This window comes from Streptomyces sp. NPDC046203, from assembly GCF_040646255.1.
Classification (GTDB): domain Bacteria; phylum Actinomycetota; class Actinomycetes; order Streptomycetales; family Streptomycetaceae; genus Streptomyces.
Genome location: NZ_JBEYZX010000019.1, coordinates 86,741 through 107,069, shown reverse-complemented (window position 1 = coordinate 107,069; position 20,329 = coordinate 86,741). Strand labels below are relative to the sequence as shown.

The window sequence follows — 20,329 nt, the reverse complement described above, 5'->3', positions numbered from 1 at the left end:
CTAATTCTTCTCGAAACGGAAGCCGACGCCCCGGACCGTGGCGATGTAGCGCGGGTTGGCCGCGTCGTCGCCGAGCTTCTTACGGAGCCAGGAGATGTGCATGTCGAGGGTCTTGGTGGACGACCACCACGTGGTGTCCCAGACCTCGCGCATCAACTGGTCGCGGGTGACCACCCGGCCCGCGTCCCGGACCAGGACGCGCAGCAGGTCGAACTCCTTGGCCGTGAGCTGGAGTTCCTCGTCACCCATCCACGCGCGGTGCGACTCGACGTCGATCCGCACACCGTGGGTGGTGGGCGCGGCGGCCGGCTCGGTGGCGCCACGCCGGAGCAGCGCCCTTACGCGGGCGAGGAGTTCGGCGAGGCGGAAGGGCTTGGTCACGTAGTCGTCGGCGCCGGCGTCGAGTCCCACGACGGTGTCGACCTCGTCGGCGCGGGCGGTGAGCACGAGGATCGGCACCGTGTGCCCCTCAGCGCGCAGCCGCCGGGCCACCTCCAGGCCGTCCATGCCGGGCAGTCCGAGGTCGAGCACGACCAGATCGATCCCGCCCTGAAGTCCGGCGTCGAGAGCGGTGGGACCGTCCTCCCGCACTTCGACCTCGTATCCCTCGCGCCGCAGGGCGCGGGCCAGCGGTTCCGAAATGGAGGCGTCGTCCTCGGCGAGCAGTACACGGGTCATGAGGTGATGGTAGTCCGCGCGGCGCCTCTGCCGGGGCGTGATCCCGAGGGCCGGAAGGGGCCCTGTGGATCTTGGCCCGTAGGGTGACGAACACCTTCGATTGCAGGTCGGCGGTTCCCTCGGACCCTGTGATCCATCTCTCAAGTCCTTCCTTATCCGGCACTGTCGTGTCGTATGGTGGCCTGAGTTCAGTTGCGGTAATCGGGGACCTTTGGCCGTGTTGCGAGCCAAGGGTCTCTTTCTGCACAAGGCCGCCGTCGGCGGGCTTGAGAACAGTGAATGACCTGTGGGCCGGGTCCTTGGGCGCGATGAGGCGTCGCGAGGGCGTGGATCCCGGTGGAGCGCGACCGCTCTCCCGCCGGTGCCGGCCTCCCCCACCGGGCGCACCCCGCTCACGAAGCACGCGTCCCGACAGAGCAAGGATCGACATGGCGTCCAGCCTGGCGAAGGCTTCCACCGGAACCCCTGGTTCCGAGAAGACCTTCTTCGGCCACCCTCGCGGCCTGGCCACCCTCTTCATGACCGAGATGTGGGAGCGCTTCTCCTACTACGGCATGCGGGCCCTTCTCGTCCTGTACCTGGTCTCCGGAGGCGCCGACGCCGCCCGGGGCAGCCAGGACGGTGGACTCGCCATGACCGGCGCCACGGCTGTGGCGATCTACTCGGTCTACGTGTCGATGGTCTACCTCATGGCCATGCCCGGTGGCTGGTTCGGTGACCGCGTCTGGGGTGCCCGTAAGACGGTCGCCATCGCCGGTTTCGTCATCATGGCCGGTCACGGCTCGCTGGCCCTGCCGGGCCAGGCCGCGTTCTTCGTCGGTCTCGCGCTCGTCGCCGCCGGTTCCGGTCTGCTCAAGGCCAACATCTCGACGATGGTCGGCCACCTCTACGACGGCCCGGACGACCCGCGCCGTGACGGTGGCTTCACCCTCTTCTACATCGGCATCAACCTGGGTGCCTTCATCGCACCGTTCGTCGTCGGCACCGTCGGCGAGAAGGTCAACTGGCACCTCGGCTTCCTGCTCGCCGCGGCGGGCATGGGTATCGGTCTGATCCAGTTCCTCTTCGGCACGAAGCACCTGAGCGAGAAGAGCTCGGTCGTCCCGAACCCGCTGAGCGCCGCCGAGCGCAACAGCATGCTGGTCAAGGTCGCCGTCGTCGTGGTCGCCGCCGCCGCCTTCTACGGCGTCATCGTCGGCATGGGCGTCTACACGCTGAACTGGGCGCTCGTCCCGATCACCCTCGCCGGTCTGCTGATCCCGGTCGCCGTCCTGGTCCGCATCAAGCGGGACAAGGACCTCGACAAGTCCGAGCAGTCGAAGATGACCGGCTACATCTGGTTCTTCGTCGCCGCCGCCATCTTCTGGATGATCTACGACCAGGGTGGTTCCACCCTGTCGCTGTTCGCCGACAGCAAGACCACCGGCACCGTCTTCGGCCTGGGCTTCCCGGCCACCTGGTACCAGTCGCTGAACCCGCTGTTCGTGATGAGCCTCGCGCCGGTCTTCGCCTGGCTGTGGCTGTGGCTGGCCCGCAAGAACCAGGAGCCGAACACCATCGTGAAGTTCACGATGGGTCTGGTCCTGGTCGGCGCCTCCTTCTTCATCTTCATCGTCCCGATGAACATGGCCGGCGACGGCACCAAGGTCTCCCCGCTCTGGCTCGTCTCGATCTACATGATCCAGACCATCGGTGAGCTGTGCCTCTCCCCGGTCGGCCTCTCCGTCACCACGAAGATGGCGCCGAAGAAGTACGCCTCCCAGATGATGGGTGTCTGGTTCCTCGCCGTCACCGCCGGTGACTGCACCACGGGTCTGCTCTCGCTGGCCGGTGTGGACCTGAACGGCACCGGAATGATCGCGATGGAAGCGTCGCTCGCCGTCGCGGCCGGTTTCGCGATCTACATGTACCGCAAGAAGGTCCAGGCGCTCATGGGCACCGTCCACTGACGCACCTCGCGCCTCTGCTCCTCGCCTGAACGGCACACGGAGGGCCGCCGCACCGTATCGGTGCGGCGGCCCTCCGTCGTTTTCCCCTGCTGAGCCGTCTTTCCCTTTCTCTCTCCTGGGTACGTCAGCGGCGCAGCCGCGCCCACGGGGTGAAGGTGAACACCGCGCCGCCGAGGAGGATCACCGTGCCCGCGACGAGCGCGAGCGCGCGCAGGGTGCCGTGATCGGCGGCGCCGGTCTCGGCGAGGCCGCCGCCGGTGGAGCCGGATCCGCCCGTGGCGCCGGAGGTACCGCCCGTACCGCTCGTGCCGCTCGTGGTGCCGCCGGAGGCGCCTCCGGCCTGTTTCTCGGTGTCCAGGGTCAGCGACGCCCCGGCCGAGCCCTTGACCTCGCACGGGATCACGATCGGCGTGCCGCCCAGCGAGACGCTGATGGTCAGCTTCCCGGGCGCCAGGGTGGTCCGGCCGGTCGCGCCCGGGGTGTACGTCCCGGTCATGTCGGTCAGGTCGACCGGCTTGCCCGCCTCCAGCGGCTCCGGGTTGCCGGGCCCGGTGACCTTCACCGAGCCGGAGTCGGCGCCCCCGAGCCGTACGTCCATGGAGGGCTTGAGGGCGCCCTTGGGCAGGGCGGCGGGGCTGTCCATGACGCCCTTGGCGGTCTTGACGGTGAGGGCGTAGGAGCCGCCGTTCTTCTTGGCGCCGATCGTCACCTTGGAGGTGATGGAGGAGGGGCCGGGGGCCTGGCAGGCGAAACTCACCGCGACCTCCGTGCCGGGGAAGTCGGTCCGGCCGCCACCGGAACCGCCGCTGGAGCCGCCCGAGCCGCTGGTACTGGTGCCGGTCGAGCCGCTGGAGCCGCCGGTGCTCGATGTCGTACCGGATGTGCCGGACGTACCGGATGTGCCGCCTGAGGAGCCGGATGCGCCTCCCGAGGAGGACGTACCTCCCGAGGCCGCCGTACCGCCGCCACCGGCCGTGCCACCCGAGGTCGTCGTACCGCCTGATGCCGTCGTCCCGCCCGACGTGGTCGTTCCTCCGCCCGCCGACACCTTGATCGTGGCGGCGGGCGCGACCGGCGCCTTCGGGCTGCACTTCGTGTCGGTCGGCAGGGGCTTGGAGACGTTGATCGTGTACGCGTCCGGCGTCAGCGTGATCTCGCCCGCCTCGGTCGGCTTCAGCGTGCCCTTCATGACGGAGAGGATCATCGGGCTGTTCTTCGGGATCGGCGGGTTCTCGCGGGGGCCGGTCATCGTGAGCGTGCCGCTCGCCGCGCCGCCCAGCCTGACCACTCCGCTGGGCTGGACCGTGTCCTTCTCCAGGTCGAGGAAGTCGGGGTTCTTGGAGGCGGCGGCGACCGTCGTCCACACCACCTCCACCTCGTCGCCGACCGTGGCCTCGGCGGGCGCGGTGAGCCGTACCGAGGTGGTCCCCTCGACGGGTGGCAGGCCGGAGACGGCGGGCGGGACGCACTCGGTCGGGTACGAGACCTCCGCCGCGGCGGCGGGGCCGGCGGCCAGCAGGATCCCCGCGCCGCCGAGCATCATCGCGACACCGGCCGCGCCGATCCTCCGTCTCGTCGTACGTGTCGTCGTACGTGTCGTCCTCACGACCGTCCCTTCGTCGTCGGGCTGTTGTCTGACGGTGCGGAGTCGGGGGTGAACCACGGCAGGCCCGCGGTCGGCGCGTCCGTGGACGCGGGCGCGCGGGCGGGCGCGGGCGTGATGGTGGCGGGGGTACGGGATGAGGCCGGGGTACGGGACAGGGCCGGGGCACGGTCGTCCGGGGGGCGGACCCGGTCGACGATCGCCATGCCGATACGGAACAGGGCCGCCGGGACGACGAGCGCGAGCAGTAGCCAGAACAGCGTCACGCCCCAGGGCCGTCCGACCGTCCACGGCTGCTCGACCAGCACCTTTCCGCCGTACCTGACGGAGACCCGGTAGTCGCCGTGGGCGCCGGCCGGCAGTTCGACGGGCAGTTTCACCAAGGCTTTCCGGCCGGGTGCGATCGTGCCGTGCCACTGCTGTTCCTCGTAGCCCGGCGAGAGGACCCCATGCCGGGTGCCGACCTCGAAGACGGGGTCCTTGACGGCGCTCTGGCCGAGGTTGCCGAGGGTCACGACCACGTTCCGGCGGGCGGGCGCGCCGAACCACACGAGGACTCCGCCGGAGCCTTCGAGCCGCGCGGTGGTGAGGACCGCGAGCCGGCCGTCACCGCCGGCGGCGGGCAGCGGGGCGGTCGGGTGCCCGGCGACGGTGAATGCCACGTCCACCGTGTCCGTACCTCCGGGGCCTTGGGGGGCGGTGACGGCGGCGACATGGACCACGCACGGGCAGGGCTTGGGCGGTTCGGCGACCGGCAGCCGCATGCTGAAGGCGCCCCGGGTGTCGACGGTGACGGCCCGGCCGTCGGCGTTGGCACAGGAGTTGGTGCCGCCGATGACGCCCGTGCCGGGCGCGCCCTGGCCGCAGATCAGCAGCATGAGCAGCGCGCCGGGCCGCCAGCCGGAGCCGCTGACGGTCAGGGTGCCGCCCTTGCCGCCCTCCTTCCGCGACAGCACGACGGCGGGCGGCTCGGCGGCCCGGACGGCTCGGGTGGCAAAGGCTGAGGCTGAGGCTGAGGCGGGCGGCGCGAGCGCGACGGGGAGGGCGACGGCGGTGAGGGCGGTGAGGGCCGCCAGCAGGAGGGGCAGGACGGCGGACAGGGCGAGCCGGAGCGCCGCGCACGGCGCCGTGGGCCGTGCGCGGGTCATCGTCTCCCCCGTATCCGCATCCGTGTTCGTGTCCGTATCCGTGTCCACATCCGTAGCGCGGGCCTGGTGGCGTACGCGACCGCGCCCGCCCCCGCGAGGAGGACGGCCGTCGCGGCGGCGAGGCCCGGCGCGGAGGTGAAGGTGGCGGCCGCGCGGGCGGTCGCGGGCGGGGCGCCCGGGGCGGTGGCCGTCAGGTGGACGGTGACCGCGTCGAGCGCGGGCGGATCGGGCCACGGTTCGGTGCGGGTGACGCGCTCGCCGGGGCGCAGGGTGAGCGGGAGTGGGCGTTCGGGCCGGTCGAGGACGGTGCCGAGGACGCCTTCGGCGCGGGCGGCGAGGCGCGGTGCGAGGGTGGTGCTGCCCCGGTTGACCAGGGTGTAGCGCACGATCCCGGAGCTGCCAGAGCCGCCGGGGTGCTGGACGTGGACGTCCTCGATGGTCAGCGCGGCCAGGCGCGGGCCGGCGACCCGCAGGTGGAGCGGGATGGCGGCGGTACGGGCCGGTACCCCGGCCGTCGCCCGGATCGAGCCCCGGTGGTCGCCGGGCGGGGTGCCCGCGCCGACGGTGACGGTGAAGGGCACGTCCGCACGGGTGCGGGCGGGGACGGTCACGGTGCGGGCGGCGAAGGCAAGAGAGAGGGCGTCCGGCTCGTCGGTCTGCCCGGCCCCGCCGGTGAGCCGGACGGTGAGTGGGCGGGTGGTGGGGTTGGTGACGGACAGGGTGTCGGTCACGACGCTCCCGGCGGCGCCTTCCAGATAGACGTACGGCCGGCCGGCGGCGGGCCCGGCGCTCCAGTCGGCGGGGGCGGGGGTCCTGGCAGGTGCGGGGGCGGGGGCGGCGGCGAGGAGGGCGGGAAGCGCGAGGGCCGCGAGCCCGTACCGCGCGGCCCGCGCCGCCCGTACCCCTCGTAACGCCCGTAACTCCCGCACCGCCCGCACCGCCCCCATCAGCGTGCCGTGTGCCGTGACGGGCGCCGGGTGAGCCAGAGCACTCCGGCCACGCCGGTCAGCAGCACCGTGCCGCCGAGGGTGCCGAGCGCGACGGCCGAGTCCAGGGGGCCCGTCCTGGGCAACTGCCCGCCGCCCGCCCCCGACCCCGTACCGCCACCGCCCTCGCCACCGGATCCGTCACCGCCACCGGATCCGCCCGACCCGCCCGAGGCCGCCGTGACACTCAACTCCAATGAGGGAGAAGGGTCGTTGGACGGCTTGCAGACGGCGGCGTCCATGCCGAGGGCGTGGACGGTGAGGGTGCCGGCGGTGAAGGTGACCTTGCCGCTCTTCTTCGGGGTGTACGTACCCGTCAGCTTCCCGATCCTGATCGGGGTGCCGGCCGGGATGGCCGCCGCGTTCGGCACGCCCTCGACCCGGACCTTGCCGGTGTCGGCGCCGCCGACGACGAGTTCGGCGCGCGGGGTCATGACGCCCTTCGGGAGTTCGACGGGGCTGTCGGAGACGCCTCTGTCGAAGGACATCGTGATCGTGTACGCGTCGCCCTTCTTCTCAGCCGTGACGTCGACGGGCGAGATCGCGTTCTTGGGGCCGATCTTCGTCTCGCAGGCGTAGTTCACGTCGACGACGGTGGCGCGGGCGGCGGGGGCCGCGAACAGGACGGCGGATCCGGCCGCCGCCGCCACCGTCATCGCGACCGTCACCCTCGCCGTCGTCGTCACCGCCATCGTCGGCGCGCTCGCCGCTCTCCTCCGGTTCGGCACCACAAACACCCCTCACGGCACGATTCCTGACGGAGCATCAGATGCGCCGTCAAGGTACGCCCCGGGCGTCGAGGAGGGAAGGGAAAACGCGCGCCCCGCACACGCGCGGCACACCGGCCGGACGCGCCCCGTGCGGAGCCCGTAGAGATCCTGCACGGAGCCGGCACGGGACCCTCGCCGGACCCGCGCAAGACCTACGCGGGTGCGGCGAGTTCGGCCCAGACGGTCTTGCCGGGGGTGCCGGGGGTGCGCTCGATCCCCCACGCGCGGCACAGGCGCTGCACGATGAACATGCCGTGCCCGCCGGGCCGTCCGGCCCGGTGCGGAGTACGGGGGGCGGGCTGGCCGGCACCCCGGTCGACGACTTCGAGGCGCAGCACCTCGGCGAGCCGCAGCACCCGCAGGCTCTCCGGGCCCTCGGCGTGCAGGCAGGCGTTGGTGACCAGTTCGGAGACGACGAGCAGGACGTCCTCGGCGGCGGCCCGGCGGTCGGCGGTGGCGGCCGGGAGCCAGCCCCAGTCGTGGAGGGCGGTCCGGGTGAAGTCACGGGCGAGCGGCACGGTGCCGGCGGTAGCCCCGAGCGCGAGCTGGCGGACGTCGGGGCCGCCGGAGGCAGTCTCCATCAGTGCTTCACCTCACCGATTCAACGCGGGCAACAAGAAAGGCGGGACGGGATCACGGGCCCGGCGCGCGGCACATGGTGCGCGGCGCGGGGTCCAGGGGCCGGAAGCGGGCCCCGTTCAGCCAGGGAGGGCGGATTCGATCGTGTCGTGCAGGGTGAAGACGGCATCCGCCCCGGTGATCTCGAAGACCCGGGCCACCGTGGGCCGCATCGCCACCAGATGGACCCCGCCGCCCGCGGCCTCGGCTCTCAACCGGGCCCCGAGCAGCACGTTCAGCCCGGTGGAGTCGCAGAACTCAAGCCCCGAGCAGTCGAGTACGAGACGGACCCGGCCCTCGTCGACGGCCTGGTCGAGTGGCGCACGCAACAGTTCGGCGGTGTGGTGATCGAGCTCACCCACCGGGGTGAGCACCTCGCTCGCCCCCACGGTTCTGACGTCGACCCGAAATCGCCCGGGTGCGCTGCCGATGTGCTGGCGGTACATGCGTCGAACCATACAAGTCCGGGCTCTCTCCGCGCACATGCGCTCCACCTCAAACCATCCCCAACCGGACAATTGCCACTTGCGACCATCGCCGTCGATTGGGTAGGGCTAGTAGGGACACCCGCCACACGGCCGGCCATGGAGGCGCCGCAAACCGCAGCAAAAGACCAGCAATGGAGGAGACCATGTCCCCCCGGCTCGACGTCACGGAACCCGTCGGTACGTCGCCGATCCCGTCGATTCCGCACTCTCCGAGCTCGCCGGCCGCGGCGAACTCGCCGCAGCCGCCGACCCCGTCGGCTCTGTCGGCCCCGGCACCCCTGCCGGATTCGACGCTGCCGGATGCGACCCCGTCGGACTCGACCCCGCTGATCCCGCCGATCCCTCCCGTCGACGAGATCGCCCCGCACGACGCCCGCGCGCTCTCGAAGACCCTCTTCGCCCGTCTCGGCGAACTGGAGGAGGGCACGCACGAGTACGCGTACGTCCGCAACACTCTGATCGAACTGAACCTGGCCCTGGTCAAGTTCGCCGCCTCACGGTTCCGCACCCGCAGCGAACCGATGGAGGACATCATCCAGGTCGGCACGATCGGCCTGATCAAGGCGATCGACCGCTTCGAACTCGCCCGCAACGTCGAGTTCCCCACCTTCGCGATGCCGACGATCATCGGCGAGATCAAGCGCTTCTTCCGCGACACCTCGTGGTCGGTGCACGTCCCGCGCAGGCTCCAGGAACTCCGTCTCGACCTCGCCAAGGCGGGCGACGCGCTCGCCCAGCGGCTCGACCGGTCGCCGACCGTCGACGAGCTGGCCGAGGAGCTGGGGCTCTCCCCGGAGGAGGTCGTCGAGGGCATGGCCGCCGCCAACGCGTACACGGCCAGCTCGCTCGACGCCCCGCCCGAGGAGACCGAGCCCGACGGTGCGACCCTCGCGGACCGTCTGGGCTACGAGGACCACGGCATCGAGGGCATCGAGTACGTCGAATCGCTCAAGCCCATGATCGCCTCGCTGCCGATGCGCGAGCGCCGCATCCTCTCCCTCCGCTTCACCGCGGGCCTCACCCAGTCGGAGATCGGCGACGAGCTGGGCATCTCCCAGATGCATGTCTCGCGCCTGCTCTCCCGGACACTGGCGCGGCTGCGCAAGGGACTTACGCTGGAGGAATGACGTGAGCGACGGAGCCGGGGCGCGAAACACGCAGGGCTCAACCTCCCTGCCCCGAGGGCTAGTTGCCGGGGCCGGGCGGTCCGCCGATGTGTGCGCGCTCCGGGTGCCGTACGAGGAATGGGTCCTGCGCCGCCACCACGACGGTGGCGACGCGGACCCTAGGACCGCGTCATGCGCGCGCTCGCCGGCCACGGCTACCCCCGTCCCACGCATCGCCCGCGCCGCCCGATCCGCATCTCACGGCGGAGGGGCGGGCGGCGCGACAGTGTCCTCGGCCCGGTACTGCTTCCCGTTCCCCCATGCGTAGCGGATGTCCGGCTCTCGTTCCTCGTTGCGCGCCCCGTCCGTCCGCCCGGCCTCGCGAAAGCCGTGCCGCTCGTAGAAGCGTCGCGCCGCCGCGTTGACCTGGAACGTCCACAGCGCCAGCCCGTCCGGGCGCCGTCGCTTGGCCAGGGCCATGAACCGATCGCCCAGGCCCCTCCCGCGCCATGCCGGGTCGAGGTAGAGCTGTTCGAGTTCGCCGCCGTCGAGTACCAGCAGCCCCACCACACCGCTGTCGGCGACCGCCACCCAGGTCTCGTGGCACGGCACCACCAGGGTCGAGAACCAGGCCCGTACCTCGGCGTCGTCGTGCGCGCGGCGCACCGAGGGCAGCGCGGCGGAGAAGGAACGCAGCCACACATCCGCCATCGCGGGCGCGTCGGCGCTGCCCGCGCGGCGAAGAATCACACCGTCAGTCGTCACAACGCGAGACCCTCGCAGATCGTCCGCCGATCCGCAGCCGCGAATCGGGTCCGTCTCGACTCACCCCCGTCTACCAGCCGATCCGCGCCTCGCCGAGCGGTGCGCAGCCCGCGAGGGCGGCCAGTTCGCGGACGCGTGCGGGCGGGCAGTCCCGGTGGACGTGCAGGAAGACGGTGTGGGTGGGGGTGCATCGGTCCGGGTCCAGTTCGACATCGTCGTGGTGGAACACCACCTGCACTCCGTCGTACTGCGCGCTTCCGGCCGGTCCGGGCCAGCGGCCCACCCTCACATGCCCCGTCCCCCTCCCGCCAAGGCTTTCCCCGCACGAGAATCACGGGATGACTCACGACATCCTCCGGGCGTACGGGCCTCTCGGCTTCCGGTAGCCCGCCAGGAGAGACCTGGCGGTCGCTGCCGAGGAGCCCCGATGTCGCGCACCGCCCACCACCACCGCCGCACGTTCCCCACCCGCACACCCCGCGCGCGTACCGCCGGGGAGGGAGGGGACGAGCGTCCCGGCGGTCCTTGGCATGCCCTGGTGCTGTACGGCCTGCGGTACGACGCGCGCGAGCGCGCCGATGCCGCCCGGGAGGGGCGGCGGGCGGTGCCTCGGATGGTCCGACGGGCGGTGGCGGTGTACGCGTTCCCGCGCTACCAGCGGGACCCGTCCGTCGGGCACTGGGCCGCGCGGGAGGAGCGGCGGGCCCGGCAGCGGCTGCGGGCGCGGGTGGGCGTGGTCGTCGGGCTGGTGAACTCCGCCGGCGACCCGTACGCGGCGGACGAGGACGCGGCGGACATCCCGCCCGCCCGGCACCGCCGCGGCGGGCTCTGGATGGCCTGAGGCATGACCATGACCATGACCAACCGCGATCCCAGCACCGTCAGAGCGTGCCCACGCACGCCTCGTTGCCCTCCGGGTCCGCGAGGACCCAGTGCGACGGGGCGTAGGCGTCGGTGACCAGGGTGCCGCCGGCCGCGAGGGCGGCCTTGATGCGCGCCTCGGCCTCGTCGTACGGGATCCAGACGTCGACGTGGAGGCGGTTGCGCTGCGGGCGCGGAGCGTCCATCCGCTGGAAGTAGAAGGCGGCGTTGCGGCGGGCCGGGTCGATGAGGTCCTCGGGGCTGCCCGCGCGGTGGTCGTAGCCGAGGAGCGCACGCCAGAAGGGGGTGACGGCCGGGATCGACAGGGCGTCGACGGTGACCTGGACGGCGGTGAGCGCGGCGGGTTCGGCGGTGAGGCCGTGGCTGCGGGCCAGGGTCGAGACGGCGCGGGCGCGGGCGGGATCGCCCTCGGTCAGGCCGTAGAGGGTGTCCGTCACCGCGACCAGCCTGACCGTCACGGCGTCGGGGCGCAGGTCCACGTCGGGGGCGTGGTCGGCCAGTTCGGGCAGGTCGGCGAGGGCGGCGGCGAAGCGGGCTCCGGTGGCGAAGGAGCCCGTACGGAAGCGGGCGCAGGCTCCTTCGCCGAGGACCCGCCAGTCCTCGGTGCCGGCGGAGTCGCGGAACTGGCGCGGGGTGATCTTCATGCGCGCCAACGTACGTACTGGTCAGGCCACTCGTACACCCTTGTGCCAGACCTGGGAGACCAGCGGGACGCCCGGCCGGTAGGCGAGGTGGACGTGCGAGGGGGCGTCGAGGAGGACGAGGTCGGCGCGGGCTCCGGCCGTGAGGCGGCCGACGTCCGTGCGGCGCAAGGCCGCGGCGCCGCCGGCGGTGGCGGACCAGAGGGCCTCGTCGGGGGTCATGCGCATGTCGCGGACGGCGAGGGCGATGCAGAAGGGGACGGAGGAGGTGAAGGAGGAGCCGGGGTTGCAGTCGGTGGACAGGGCGACGGTCACTCCCGCGTCCACCAGGCGTCGCGCGTCCGGCCACTCGGCGCGGGTGGAGAACTCTGCGCCCGGCAGCAGGGTGGCGACGGTGTCGCCGGAGGCGAGCGCGTCGACGTCGGCGTCCGTGAGGTGGGTGCAGTGGTCGGCGCTGGCCGCGCCGAGTTCGACGGCGAGCTGGACACCGGGGCCGTACGAGAGCTGGTTGGCGTGGATCCGGGCCATGAGGCCCTTCGCCTGGCCCGCGGTGAGGATGGCGCGGGCCTGGTCGCCGTCGAAGGCGCCCTTCTCGCAGAAGACGTCGACCCAGCGGGCGTGCGGGGCGCAGGCGTCCAGCATGGGGCCGGTGACGAGGTCGACGTAGCCGGCGGGGTCGTCGGCGTAGTCGGGGGAGACGATGTGCGCGCCGAGGTAGGTGACCTCGTCGGTGTGCGCGGCGGCGATGCGCAGGGCGCGGGCCTCGTCCTCGACGGTGAGGCCGTAGCCGGACTTGGTCTCGAAGGTGGTGGTGCCCTGGCGCAGGGCCTCGGCCATGTAGTGGGCGACGTTGGCGGACAGTTGCTCGTCGGTCGCGGCGCGGGTGGCGGCGACGGTGGTGCGGATGCCGCCCGCCTCGTATGGCCGGCCGGACATCCGGGCGTGGAACTCGGCCGTCCGGTCGCCCGCGAAGACGAGGTGGGAGTGGGAGTCGACGAAGCCGGGGATCACGGCCCGGCCGGCGGCGTCGACCCGGTTGTCAGTGGCGGGTGCTTTGCTTGTCTCACCGACCCAGACGACCCGGTCGCCGTCGATGACGACGGCCGCGTCCTGGATCAGGCCCAGGGGGGATCCATCACCGAGGGAGGGGTCGTTGGTGACGAGACTGGCGATGTTGACGATGGCGGTGGCGGCGGTCGCCACGGCGCTGTTCGCGCTCGTGGGGGCGGGGGTCGCCGCCGGGCTGTTCGTCGCCTCGGGGCCCGTGGTCATGAGAGGTGTCTCCTTCAGCCGCGCAGGGCGGCGATCGAGTCCGCGAGGGCGCCGGGCACGTCCGGGACGGACGTATGGACCCCGTCCCGTACGACCGTACGCCCGCCGACGACCGTGTGCCGTACGTCCGCGGCCGACGCTGCGAATACCGCCGTCTCGGCTGCCAGACGCGGCAGGGGCCCGGCTGTCCTGACCGAGTCGAGGGCGATCGTCGTGAAGTCGGCGAGGGCGCCCGGCTCCAGGCGGCCGGCCTCGGTCCAGCCGAGGGCGGCGTGGCCGTCGGCCGTGGCGGCGCGCAGCAGCGCGGCCGCCGTCCAGTGGCCTCGGGTACGGGTGCGCAGGCGCTCGTTCAGTTCCATCGCGCGGGCCTCTTCGAGGAGGTCGACGACGGCGTGGCTGTCGCTGCCCAGGGAGAGGGGGGAGCCGGCCCGCTGGAGGGCGGCGGCCGGGCCGATGCCGTCGGCGAGGTCGCGTTCGGTGGTGGGGCACATGCAGGTGCCGGTGGCGGACGCGCCGATCAGCGCGATGTCGCCGTCCGTCATGTGCGTGTTGTGGACGCCGGTGGTCCGCGCGCCGAGCACGCCGTGGTCGGCGAGGAGCTGGGTCGGGGTGCGGCCGTGGTGGGCGAGGCAGGCGTCGTTCTCGGCGGTCTGCTCGGAGAGGTGGACGTGCAGGGGGGCCTCGCGGTCCTGGGCCCAGCGGGCGACGGTCGCGAGCTGGTCGGCGGGGACGGCGCGTACGGAGTGGACGGCCGCGCCGATCCGGACGCCGTCGCGTTCCTTGAGGGCCGAGGCGCGGGCGGCCCACGCGTCGGCCGTGCCGTCGCTGAAGCGCAGCTGGTGCGACTCGGGGGCGGCGCCGAAACCGGAGGAGAGATAGGCGGTGTCGAGGAGGGTGATGCGGATACCGGCCTCGCCGGCGGCGGCGATCAGGGCCTCGCCCATGGCGTTGGGGTCGGCGTAGGGCCGGCCGCCGGGGGCGTGGTGGAGGTAGTGGAACTCGCCGACGGCGGTGATGCCGGCGAGCGCCATCTCCGCGTACACGGCCCGCGCGAGGGCGTGATAGCTGTCCGGGGTGAGGCGCTGGGCGATGTCGTACATGACCTCGCGCCAGGTCCAGAAGGTGCCGGAGCCGACCTGGACGGTGCCGCGCAGCGCCCGGTGGAAGGCGTGCGAGTGGGCGTTGGCGAGGCCGGGGATCGTCAGGCCGCGCAACACCTCCGCGCCGGGCGGCGGGGTCGGCACGCCCGTGCGGACGGCCGTGATCCGGCCGCCCGCGACGTCCAGGGCCACGCCCGGTTCGACGACGGGGTCGATCCAGGCGTGCTCCAGCCAGTAGGTGGTGGCGCCGGTCGGGGGCGGGGCCTGGGGCGGGGTCGTGGTGACGGCCGTGGCCGTGGCCGTACCGGCAACCGTGGAGGCGGCTGCGGCTGCGGCCGGGGCCGTCCCGGTGGTCGGGACCGCCCCGGCGGTCGCAGCCACGGGCGGGTTCGGGGTCGGGGGCGGGGTCACCGGCACGCGAGGCCCTCCAGTACGTCGGCGAGGGCGCGGACTCCGGCGAGGCAGTCGTCCTCGGCGGCGGTCTCGGCCGGGGAGTGGGAGACGCCGGTGGGGTTGCGGACGAACAGCATGGCGGTCGGGATCGAGGCGGACAGGATGCCCGCGTCGTGTCCGGCGCCGGTGCCGAGGACGGGGACCTTGGCGCCGGTCGTCTCGCCGAGCAGGCGGCCGATCTCGTCGCGCAGCGCGTGCCCGAACTCCACGACCGGGGTGAAGGACTCGCGGACGACGGCGAGGTCGACACCCTGGCGGGCGGCGTGTTCGCGGGCGGCGGTCTCGATGCCGGCGACGACGGTGTCCAGGGATTCCTGGTCGGCGGCGCGGGCGTCGAGCCAGCCCCGGACGAGGGAGGGGATGGCGTTGACGCCGTTGGGCTCGACCGCGATCTTGCCGAAGGTGGCGACGGCGCCCGCGAGTTCGGCCTGCCGGCGGGCGGCGAGGACGGTCTCGGCGTACGGCAGCATCGGGTCGTGCCGGTCGACGAGCCGGGTGGTGCCGGCGTGGTTGGCCTCGCCGTGGAAGTCGTACCGCCAGCGGCCGTGCGGCCAGATCGCGGAGGCGATGCCGACGGGGTCGCCGGACAGGTCGAGGGCGCGGCCCTGTTCCACGTGGAGTTCGACGAACGCGCCGATCCGGGCGAGCCGTTCGGGGTCGGGGCCGATGGCCTCGGGGTCGTATCCGGCGGCGGCCATCGCCTCGGGGAGGCCGATGCCGTCGGCGTCGCGCAGCGCGAACGCCTTCTCCTTCGTCAGCTGCCCGGAGGTGAGGCGGGAGCCGACGCAGGCGAGGCCGAAGCGGGCGCCTTCCTCGTCGCCGAAGTTGACGATGGCGAGGGGGCGCTTGAAGGAGACGCCCCGGGCGCGCAGTTCGTCGAGCGCGGCAAAGGCGGAGACGACGCCGAGGGGGCCGTCGAAGGCGCCGCCGTCGGGTACGGAGTCGAGGTGGGAGCCGGTGACGACGGCGTCGCCCGCGGTGGGGTCGCCGAGCCAGGCCCACTGGTTGCCGTTGCGGTCGGTCTCGACGTCGAGGCGGCGGGCCTCGGCCTGCATCCGGAACCACAGGCGGCAGTCGGCGTCGGCGCCGGTCCAGGCGTAGCGGCGGTATCCGCCCGAGGCGTCGCAGCGGCCGAGCGGCCGCAGCGACGTCCACATGGCGTGGAAGGAGGCGCTCACGCGGAGACCTCGGAGGAGCCGCCGGCCTGGGCAGTGGCACCGGCCTCGCCCGCACCCTCGCCCGCACCTTCACCCTCGCGCATCGGGACGCGGACACCGCGCTCGCCCGAGACCCGCTCGGCGATGTCGTACCCGGCGTCGACGTGCCGGATGACGCCCATGCCGGGGTCGTTGGTGAGCACGCGGCGGATCTTCTCGCCGGCGAGCGGGGTGCCGTCGGCGACGGTGACCTGGCCGGCGTGGATCGAGCGGCCCATGCCGACGCCGCCGCCGTGGTGGAGCGACACCCAGGAGGCGCCGGAGGCGACGTTGACCATGGCGTTGAGCAGCGGCCAGTCGGCGATGGCGTCGGAGCCGTCGAGCATGGCCTCGGTCTCGCGGTACGGGGAGGCGACGGAGCCGCAGTCGAGGTGGTCGCGGCCGATGGCGAGCGGGGCGGCGAGTTCACCGGAGGCCACCATGTCGTTGAAGCGCTCGCCGGCGCGGTCGCGCTCGCCGTAGCCGAGCCAGCAGATCCGGGCGGGCAGGCCCTGGAAGTGGACGCGTTCGCCGGCCATCTTGATCCAGCGGTGCAGCGACTCGTTCTCCGGGAAGAGGTCGAGGATCGCCTTGTCGGTCTTGGCGATGTCGGATGCCTCGCCGGACAGGGCGGCCCAGCGGAACGGGCCCTTGCCCTCGCAGAAGAGGGGACGGATGTACGCGGGGACGAAGCCGGGGAAGGCGAACGCCCGGTCGTAGCCGGCCAGCTGGGCCTCGCCGCGGATGGAGTTGCCGTAGTCGAAGACCTCGGCGCCGGCGTCCATGAAGCCGACCATCGCCTCGACGTGCCTGGCCATGGACTCGCGGGCGCGGGTGGTGAAGCCGGCCGGGTCCTTGGCGGCGGCGTCCGCCATGTCCTCGAACGCCATGCCCGTCGGCAGGTAGGCGAGCGGGTCGTGGGCGGAGGTCTGGTCGGTGACGATGTCGATCGGCGCGCCCTCGGCGAGCATCTGCGGCAGCAGGTCCGCGGCGTTGCCGAGGAGGCCGATGGAGAGCGGGCGGCGGGCGTCGCGGGCCTCGGTGGCGAGCTGGAGCGCGTGGGCCAGGCTGTCGGCCTTGACGTCCAGGTAGCGGTGCTCGATGCGGCGCTCGATGGCGCGCGGGTCGCAGTCGATACAGATCGCGACGCCGTCGTTCATGGTGACGGCGAGCGGCTGGGCGCCGCCCATGCCGCCGAGGCCGGCGGTCAGGGTGATGGTGCCGGCCAGGGTGCCGCCGAACTTCTTCGCGGCGACGGCGGCGAAGGTCTCGTAGGTGCCCTGGAGGATGCCCTGGGTGCCGATGTAGATCCAGGAACCGGCGGTCATCTGGCCGTACATGGTGAGGCCGAGGGCCTCCAGGCGCCGGAACTCCTCCCAGTTGGCCCAGTCGCCGACCAGGTTGGAGTTGGCGATGAGGACGCGCGGGGCCCACTCGTGGGTCTGCATGACGCCGACCGGGCGGCCGGACTGGACCAGCATGGTCTCGTCCTGCTTCAGCGTCCGCAGGGTGCGCACCATGGCGTCGAAGGAGCGCCAGTCGCGGGCGGCCTTGCCGGTGCCGCCGTAGACGACGAGCTTGTCGGGGTGCTCGGCGACCTCGGGGTCGAGGTTGTTCTGGAGCATCCGGAGGGCGGCCTCCTGCTGCCATCCCAGGGCGCTCAGTTCCGTACCGCGCGGGGCTCGTACGGGGCGGGGTCCTGACATGGCGTGGCCTCCTCGGTTATTCACTCTGGTATTCACATCCTGGACCGCTGAATAGACTTAGTCAACAGCTGCGGGGGCGACCCGCCCGGTGGTGGGATGCCCCCATGACCTCCTCCCTCGGAACGACCTCGCCGAACCGCCGGGAACACGCTCGCGACCGCGCCGTCCGCGCCGCCGTCGCCCAAGGACTCCTCTCCGCCGCCGAACCCGTCGTCGCGCTCCTCGACACCACCGGCATCCGCGCCTCCGCCGCCGCTCTGACCAGCGCGTTCGCCGCCGTCACCGACGCCCCGGTGCTGCACGCCTTCGCCGTGAAGGCCGCCCCGCTCGTCCCCGTCCTGCGCCTGCTGTACGAGGCGGGGCTCGGCGCCGAGGTGGCGAGCCCGGGCGAGCTGGCCCTCGCCCGGGCGGCCGGGGTGCCCCCGTCCCGTACCGTCCTCGACTCCCCCGCCAAGACGCGTGACGAGCTGCGCCAGGCCCTCACCCTCGGGATCGCGGTCAACGCCGACAACTTCCAGGAACTGGACCGGCTCGACGCCCTCGTCGCCCTCGTACACGGCACGACGGCCGTCCCGGCTATCGGACTGCGGGTGAATCCGCAGGTCGGCGCCGGTGCGATCGGGGCCCTGTCGACCGCGACCGCCACCTCCAAGTTCGGTGTGGCACTGCGCGACGAGGGCGCCCGCGAGGCCGTCGTCCAGGCGTATCTGGACCGCCCCTGGCTCACCCGGCTGCACACCCACACCGGCTCGCAGGGCGTCCCGCTCCCCCTCATGGCCGAGGGGGTCGGGGCGGCTCACGCGCTCGCCGAGGAGATCAACGAACGGGCCGGCCGCCGGCAGATCGACACCCTCGACATCGGCGGCGGGCTCCCGGTGAACTTCGCCTCCGACGAGGACACCCCGGACTACGCCACGTACGTGCGGCAGCTCGCCGCCACCGTCCCCGGGCTGTTCGACGGACGGTACGCGCTGGTCACCGAGTTCGGCCGGTCGCTGCTGGCCAAGCACGGCACGATCCTGGCCCGGGTCGAGTACACCAAGACCTCCGGCGGCCGGCCCATCGCCGTCACCCACGCCGGCGTCCAGCTCGCCACCCGCACCGTCTACGCCCCGGAGTCCTGGCCGCTGCGGATCCTCGCGTACGACGCGGAGGGCCGCCCCCGGCGCGGCGAGCCGCCGGTCGTACAGGACGTGGCCGGGCCCGCCTGCTTCGCCGGGGACCTGCTGGCCACCGGGCGCGCGCTGCCGCCGCTGCGGCCGGGCGACGTGGTGGCGGTGCCGGACACCGGCGCGTACTACTTCGCCCACCACTACGCGTACAACAGCCTGCCCCGGCCCGCCGTGTACGGATTCACCCCGACGGACGAGGGCGGCGTCGCCTTCAGCACCGTCCGCCGGGCCCAGACCGTCGAGCAGATCGTGGCCGAATCGGGTGGCGACCGGCCGGACGCGTTGTCGTCATAGCCCTGCGCGGGAGCGGCGGCGGTGCTCCCATGGACCCATGACAGCAAGCACCTCGGTGGTCGTGGAGCGCAAGGTGGCCGCCTCCCCCGGACGCGTCTGGCTGATGGTCACCGATCTGCCCGAGCTGCCGCGGATGCTGTCCGCCGTCGACCGGGTCGAGGTGCTGACCGTGGGCGGTTTCGCGGTCGGCACCCGCTGGCGCGAGACCCGGCGGACGCTGGGCCGGCAGGCCACGGAGGAGCTGACGGTGACCGTGTGCGAGCCGGCCGAGCGGTTCGTCACGGTGGCCGACTCGGCCGGCATGCACTACGCGCGCGAACTCGCCCTCGCCCCCGACGGGCCGCACGCCCGCGCCACCGCGACCACCCTGCGCCTGACGTACACGGCCCGCCCCGGCTACGACCGCGCCCCGACGCCCCTCACCCGGATCCTCGGGCGGCTGGGGACGCGGGTGACGGCGCGGGCGCTCGCGCGGGATCTGGAGGAGATCGCGCGGGCGGTGGAGACGCGGGGCTGAGGGGTGGCGGGGCGCGGTCCGGCGCGGGAACGAGGTCCGGCGCGGCAAGAGGGCCGGGGGCCACCGTGGGCTCGGGCCGGGATTTCGGGGCCGGGGGCCCTGGCGCCGAGGCCGCCGGGCTGAGACCGGACCGAGGCCGGACTGGAGCCGGACTGGAGCCGGGCTGGGAATCGCAGGGCAGCGGGCCGCGCGACCGAGGATGGTGAGGCCGGGGAACATGTGTGCGTTCCGGTTATATGCCGATCCCCTCATGATCGTCCGCTGACAAATTCCTTTGGAAAATGCCAGAACTCCTGACCGGGAGCGCGACGTTGAGTAGCGTCACCGTTACTGCCTTACGCCCGCACGCCGTATCGGGAGGGGATCTCGCGTGCCCGGAATCGACGAGTGCCTACAGGAGGCCATGAGCCTGCCGGGGGCACGCGGGGCCTGGCTGGTCGACTGGACCAGTGGCCTGGCCCTCGGATCGGCGGGCGAATCCCCGGTCGGCGACCATGAGACGACCGCCGCCGAGAGCGCCGAACTGGCGCGCGCGGCAGCCGAGTTCGAGTCACCGGCCGGTACGGACGCCGGCTCCTTACCCCCCGAAGCCGGTGCCCCTCCGGTCGAGGACCTGATCGTCAGCACCCGGGTCGGCTACCACGTGATCCGCTTCGTTGAGACCGACTTCGACAGCAGCGTCTTCCTGCATCTCTGGCTCGACCGCTCCACTGGCAACCTCGCCCTCGCCCGCATCAAACTGGGCGACCTCGCCGAGAGGCTGGTCCTCGGATGAGCGCCCTGCCCCCGATACGCCCGGTCCGCGTCCCGGCCCCCGCGACCCCGACCTCCTTCGCCCTCCCCGCACCCCTCCCGCTCCCCCTCCCCGCGGCTCCCGTGCCCGCGGCCCTCCCGGCCGCCGCTCCCCCTCCGCCCCCCGCTCCCCCTTCCGCTTCCACTTCCGCTCCCCGGCACGCTTTCTCGCCCTCCTCCGCACCTTCCCCCT

Annotated in this window: 20 protein-coding genes; 6 read left to right on the top strand and 14 right to left on the bottom strand. The window is 73.0% G+C overall.

Features of this window, described 5'->3' with window-relative positions; genetic code table 11:
• Positions 1 to 678 carry a response regulator transcription factor gene (locus tag ABZ990_RS16845; protein WP_361231502.1) on the bottom strand — a complete coding sequence of 226 codons (678 nt, stop codon included), beginning with the start codon at positions 676 to 678 and terminating at the stop codon, positions 1 to 3.
• 428 nt (positions 679 to 1,106) lie between these two features.
• Between ABZ990_RS16845 and ABZ990_RS16840 the strand changes: the two genes are divergently transcribed.
• Positions 1,107 to 2,627, top strand: a complete 1,521-nt coding sequence (locus ABZ990_RS16840; protein WP_361231500.1) for an oligopeptide:H+ symporter — start codon at positions 1,107 to 1,109, stop codon at positions 2,625 to 2,627.
• Positions 2,628 to 2,751: 124 nt separating this feature from the next.
• Here the strand turns inward: ABZ990_RS16840 and ABZ990_RS16835 are convergent, their stop codons facing one another.
• The 6 genes from ABZ990_RS16835 to ABZ990_RS16810 form a co-directional block, all read right to left on the bottom strand.
• Positions 2,752 to 4,167: a hypothetical protein gene (locus tag ABZ990_RS16835; protein ID WP_361231521.1), complete on the bottom strand. Its 1,416-nt coding sequence runs from the start codon at positions 4,165 to 4,167 to the stop codon at positions 2,752 to 2,754.
• A gap of 62 nt (positions 4,168 to 4,229) precedes the next feature.
• Complete coding sequence (locus tag ABZ990_RS16830) at positions 4,230 to 5,378, bottom strand: hypothetical protein (protein ID WP_361231498.1); 1,149 nt, start codon at positions 5,376 to 5,378, stop codon at positions 4,230 to 4,232.
• Complete coding sequence (locus ABZ990_RS16825) at positions 5,375 to 6,307, bottom strand: hypothetical protein (RefSeq protein ID WP_361231496.1); 933 nt, start codon at positions 6,305 to 6,307, stop codon at positions 5,375 to 5,377. The genes ABZ990_RS16830 and ABZ990_RS16825 overlap by 4 nt, the downstream gene beginning before the upstream one ends.
• Before the next feature lie 17 nt (positions 6,308 to 6,324).
• Complete coding sequence (locus tag ABZ990_RS16820) at positions 6,325 to 7,056, bottom strand: peptidase (RefSeq protein WP_361231520.1); 732 nt, start codon at positions 7,054 to 7,056, stop codon at positions 6,325 to 6,327.
• A gap of 230 nt (positions 7,057 to 7,286) precedes the next feature.
• On the bottom strand, positions 7,287 to 7,715 hold the full coding sequence (locus ABZ990_RS16815; protein ID WP_361231494.1) for an ATP-binding protein: 429 nt from the start codon (positions 7,713 to 7,715) through the stop codon (positions 7,287 to 7,289).
• A gap of 117 nt (positions 7,716 to 7,832) precedes the next feature.
• Positions 7,833 to 8,198, bottom strand: a complete 366-nt coding sequence (locus ABZ990_RS16810) for an STAS domain-containing protein (RefSeq protein WP_361231492.1) — start codon at positions 8,196 to 8,198, stop codon at positions 7,833 to 7,835.
• Between the two features lie 173 nt (positions 8,199 to 8,371).
• Here ABZ990_RS16810 and ABZ990_RS16805 point away from each other — a divergent pair, with 173 nt between their 5' ends.
• The gene (locus ABZ990_RS16805; protein WP_361231490.1) at positions 8,372 to 9,367 is read left to right on the top strand and encodes an RNA polymerase sigma factor SigF; all 996 of its coding nucleotides are present in this window, start codon (positions 8,372 to 8,374) and stop codon (positions 9,365 to 9,367) included.
• Positions 9,368 to 9,604: 237 nt separating this feature from the next.
• On the opposite strand, the gene ABZ990_RS16800 is transcribed toward ABZ990_RS16805, so the two are convergent.
• Both ABZ990_RS16800 and ABZ990_RS16795 read right to left on the bottom strand, forming a co-directional pair.
• Positions 9,605 to 10,111 (bottom strand): GNAT family N-acetyltransferase, encoded by a 507-nt coding sequence (locus ABZ990_RS16800; RefSeq protein WP_361231488.1) that lies wholly within the window; start codon positions 10,109 to 10,111, stop codon positions 9,605 to 9,607.
• Between the two features lie 70 nt (positions 10,112 to 10,181).
• The gene (locus tag ABZ990_RS16795) at positions 10,182 to 10,343 is read right to left on the bottom strand and encodes a hypothetical protein (RefSeq protein ID WP_361231486.1); all 162 of its coding nucleotides are present in this window, start codon (positions 10,341 to 10,343) and stop codon (positions 10,182 to 10,184) included.
• A 195-nt stretch (positions 10,344 to 10,538) separates the two neighbouring features.
• On the opposite strand from ABZ990_RS16795, the gene ABZ990_RS16790 reads away from it, so the two are divergent.
• The gene (locus ABZ990_RS16790) at positions 10,539 to 10,952 is read left to right on the top strand and encodes a hypothetical protein (RefSeq protein WP_361231484.1); all 414 of its coding nucleotides are present in this window, start codon (positions 10,539 to 10,541) and stop codon (positions 10,950 to 10,952) included.
• 40 nt (positions 10,953 to 10,992) lie between these two features.
• Here ABZ990_RS16790 and ABZ990_RS16785 read toward each other — a convergent pair whose 3' ends face one another.
• The 5 genes from ABZ990_RS16785 to hutU all read right to left on the bottom strand — a co-directional run bounded on the left by ABZ990_RS16785 (position 10,993) and on the right by hutU (position 17,361).
• Positions 10,993 to 11,637 (bottom strand): VOC family protein, encoded by a 645-nt coding sequence (locus tag ABZ990_RS16785; protein WP_361231482.1) that lies wholly within the window; start codon positions 11,635 to 11,637, stop codon positions 10,993 to 10,995.
• A 21-nt stretch (positions 11,638 to 11,658) separates the two neighbouring features.
• Positions 11,659 to 12,906, bottom strand: a complete 1,248-nt coding sequence (hutI, locus tag ABZ990_RS16780; protein WP_361231480.1) for an imidazolonepropionase — start codon at positions 12,904 to 12,906, stop codon at positions 11,659 to 11,661.
• Positions 12,907 to 12,920: 14 nt separating this feature from the next.
• Positions 12,921 to 14,237 (bottom strand): formimidoylglutamate deiminase, encoded by a 1,317-nt coding sequence (locus tag ABZ990_RS16775; RefSeq protein ID WP_361231518.1) that lies wholly within the window; start codon positions 14,235 to 14,237, stop codon positions 12,921 to 12,923.
• 176 nt (positions 14,238 to 14,413) lie between these two features.
• A complete protein-coding gene (locus ABZ990_RS16770) occupies positions 14,414 to 15,616 on the bottom strand; it encodes an allantoate amidohydrolase (protein ID WP_361231516.1) in 1,203 nt (400 codons plus the stop codon).
• A gap of 17 nt (positions 15,617 to 15,633) precedes the next feature.
• Complete coding sequence (hutU, locus tag ABZ990_RS16765) at positions 15,634 to 17,361, bottom strand: urocanate hydratase (RefSeq protein ID WP_361231478.1); 1,728 nt, start codon at positions 17,359 to 17,361, stop codon at positions 15,634 to 15,636.
• Positions 17,362 to 17,465: 104 nt separating this feature from the next.
• On the opposite strand from hutU, the gene ABZ990_RS16760 reads away from it, so the two are divergent.
• The 3 genes from ABZ990_RS16760 to ABZ990_RS16750 all read left to right on the top strand — a co-directional run bounded on the left by ABZ990_RS16760 (position 17,466) and on the right by ABZ990_RS16750 (position 20,119).
• On the top strand, positions 17,466 to 18,827 hold the full coding sequence (locus ABZ990_RS16760) for a diaminopimelate decarboxylase (protein ID WP_361231476.1): 1,362 nt from the start codon (positions 17,466 to 17,468) through the stop codon (positions 18,825 to 18,827).
• 37 nt (positions 18,828 to 18,864) lie between these two features.
• Positions 18,865 to 19,344, top strand: coding sequence for an SRPBCC family protein (locus tag ABZ990_RS16755; protein ID WP_361231474.1), 480 nt, complete (start codon positions 18,865 to 18,867; stop codon positions 19,342 to 19,344).
• Between the two features lie 370 nt (positions 19,345 to 19,714).
• The gene (locus ABZ990_RS16750; protein WP_361231472.1) at positions 19,715 to 20,119 is read left to right on the top strand and encodes a roadblock/LC7 domain-containing protein; all 405 of its coding nucleotides are present in this window, start codon (positions 19,715 to 19,717) and stop codon (positions 20,117 to 20,119) included.
• The last annotated feature ends 210 nt before the right edge of the window (positions 20,120 to 20,329 follow it).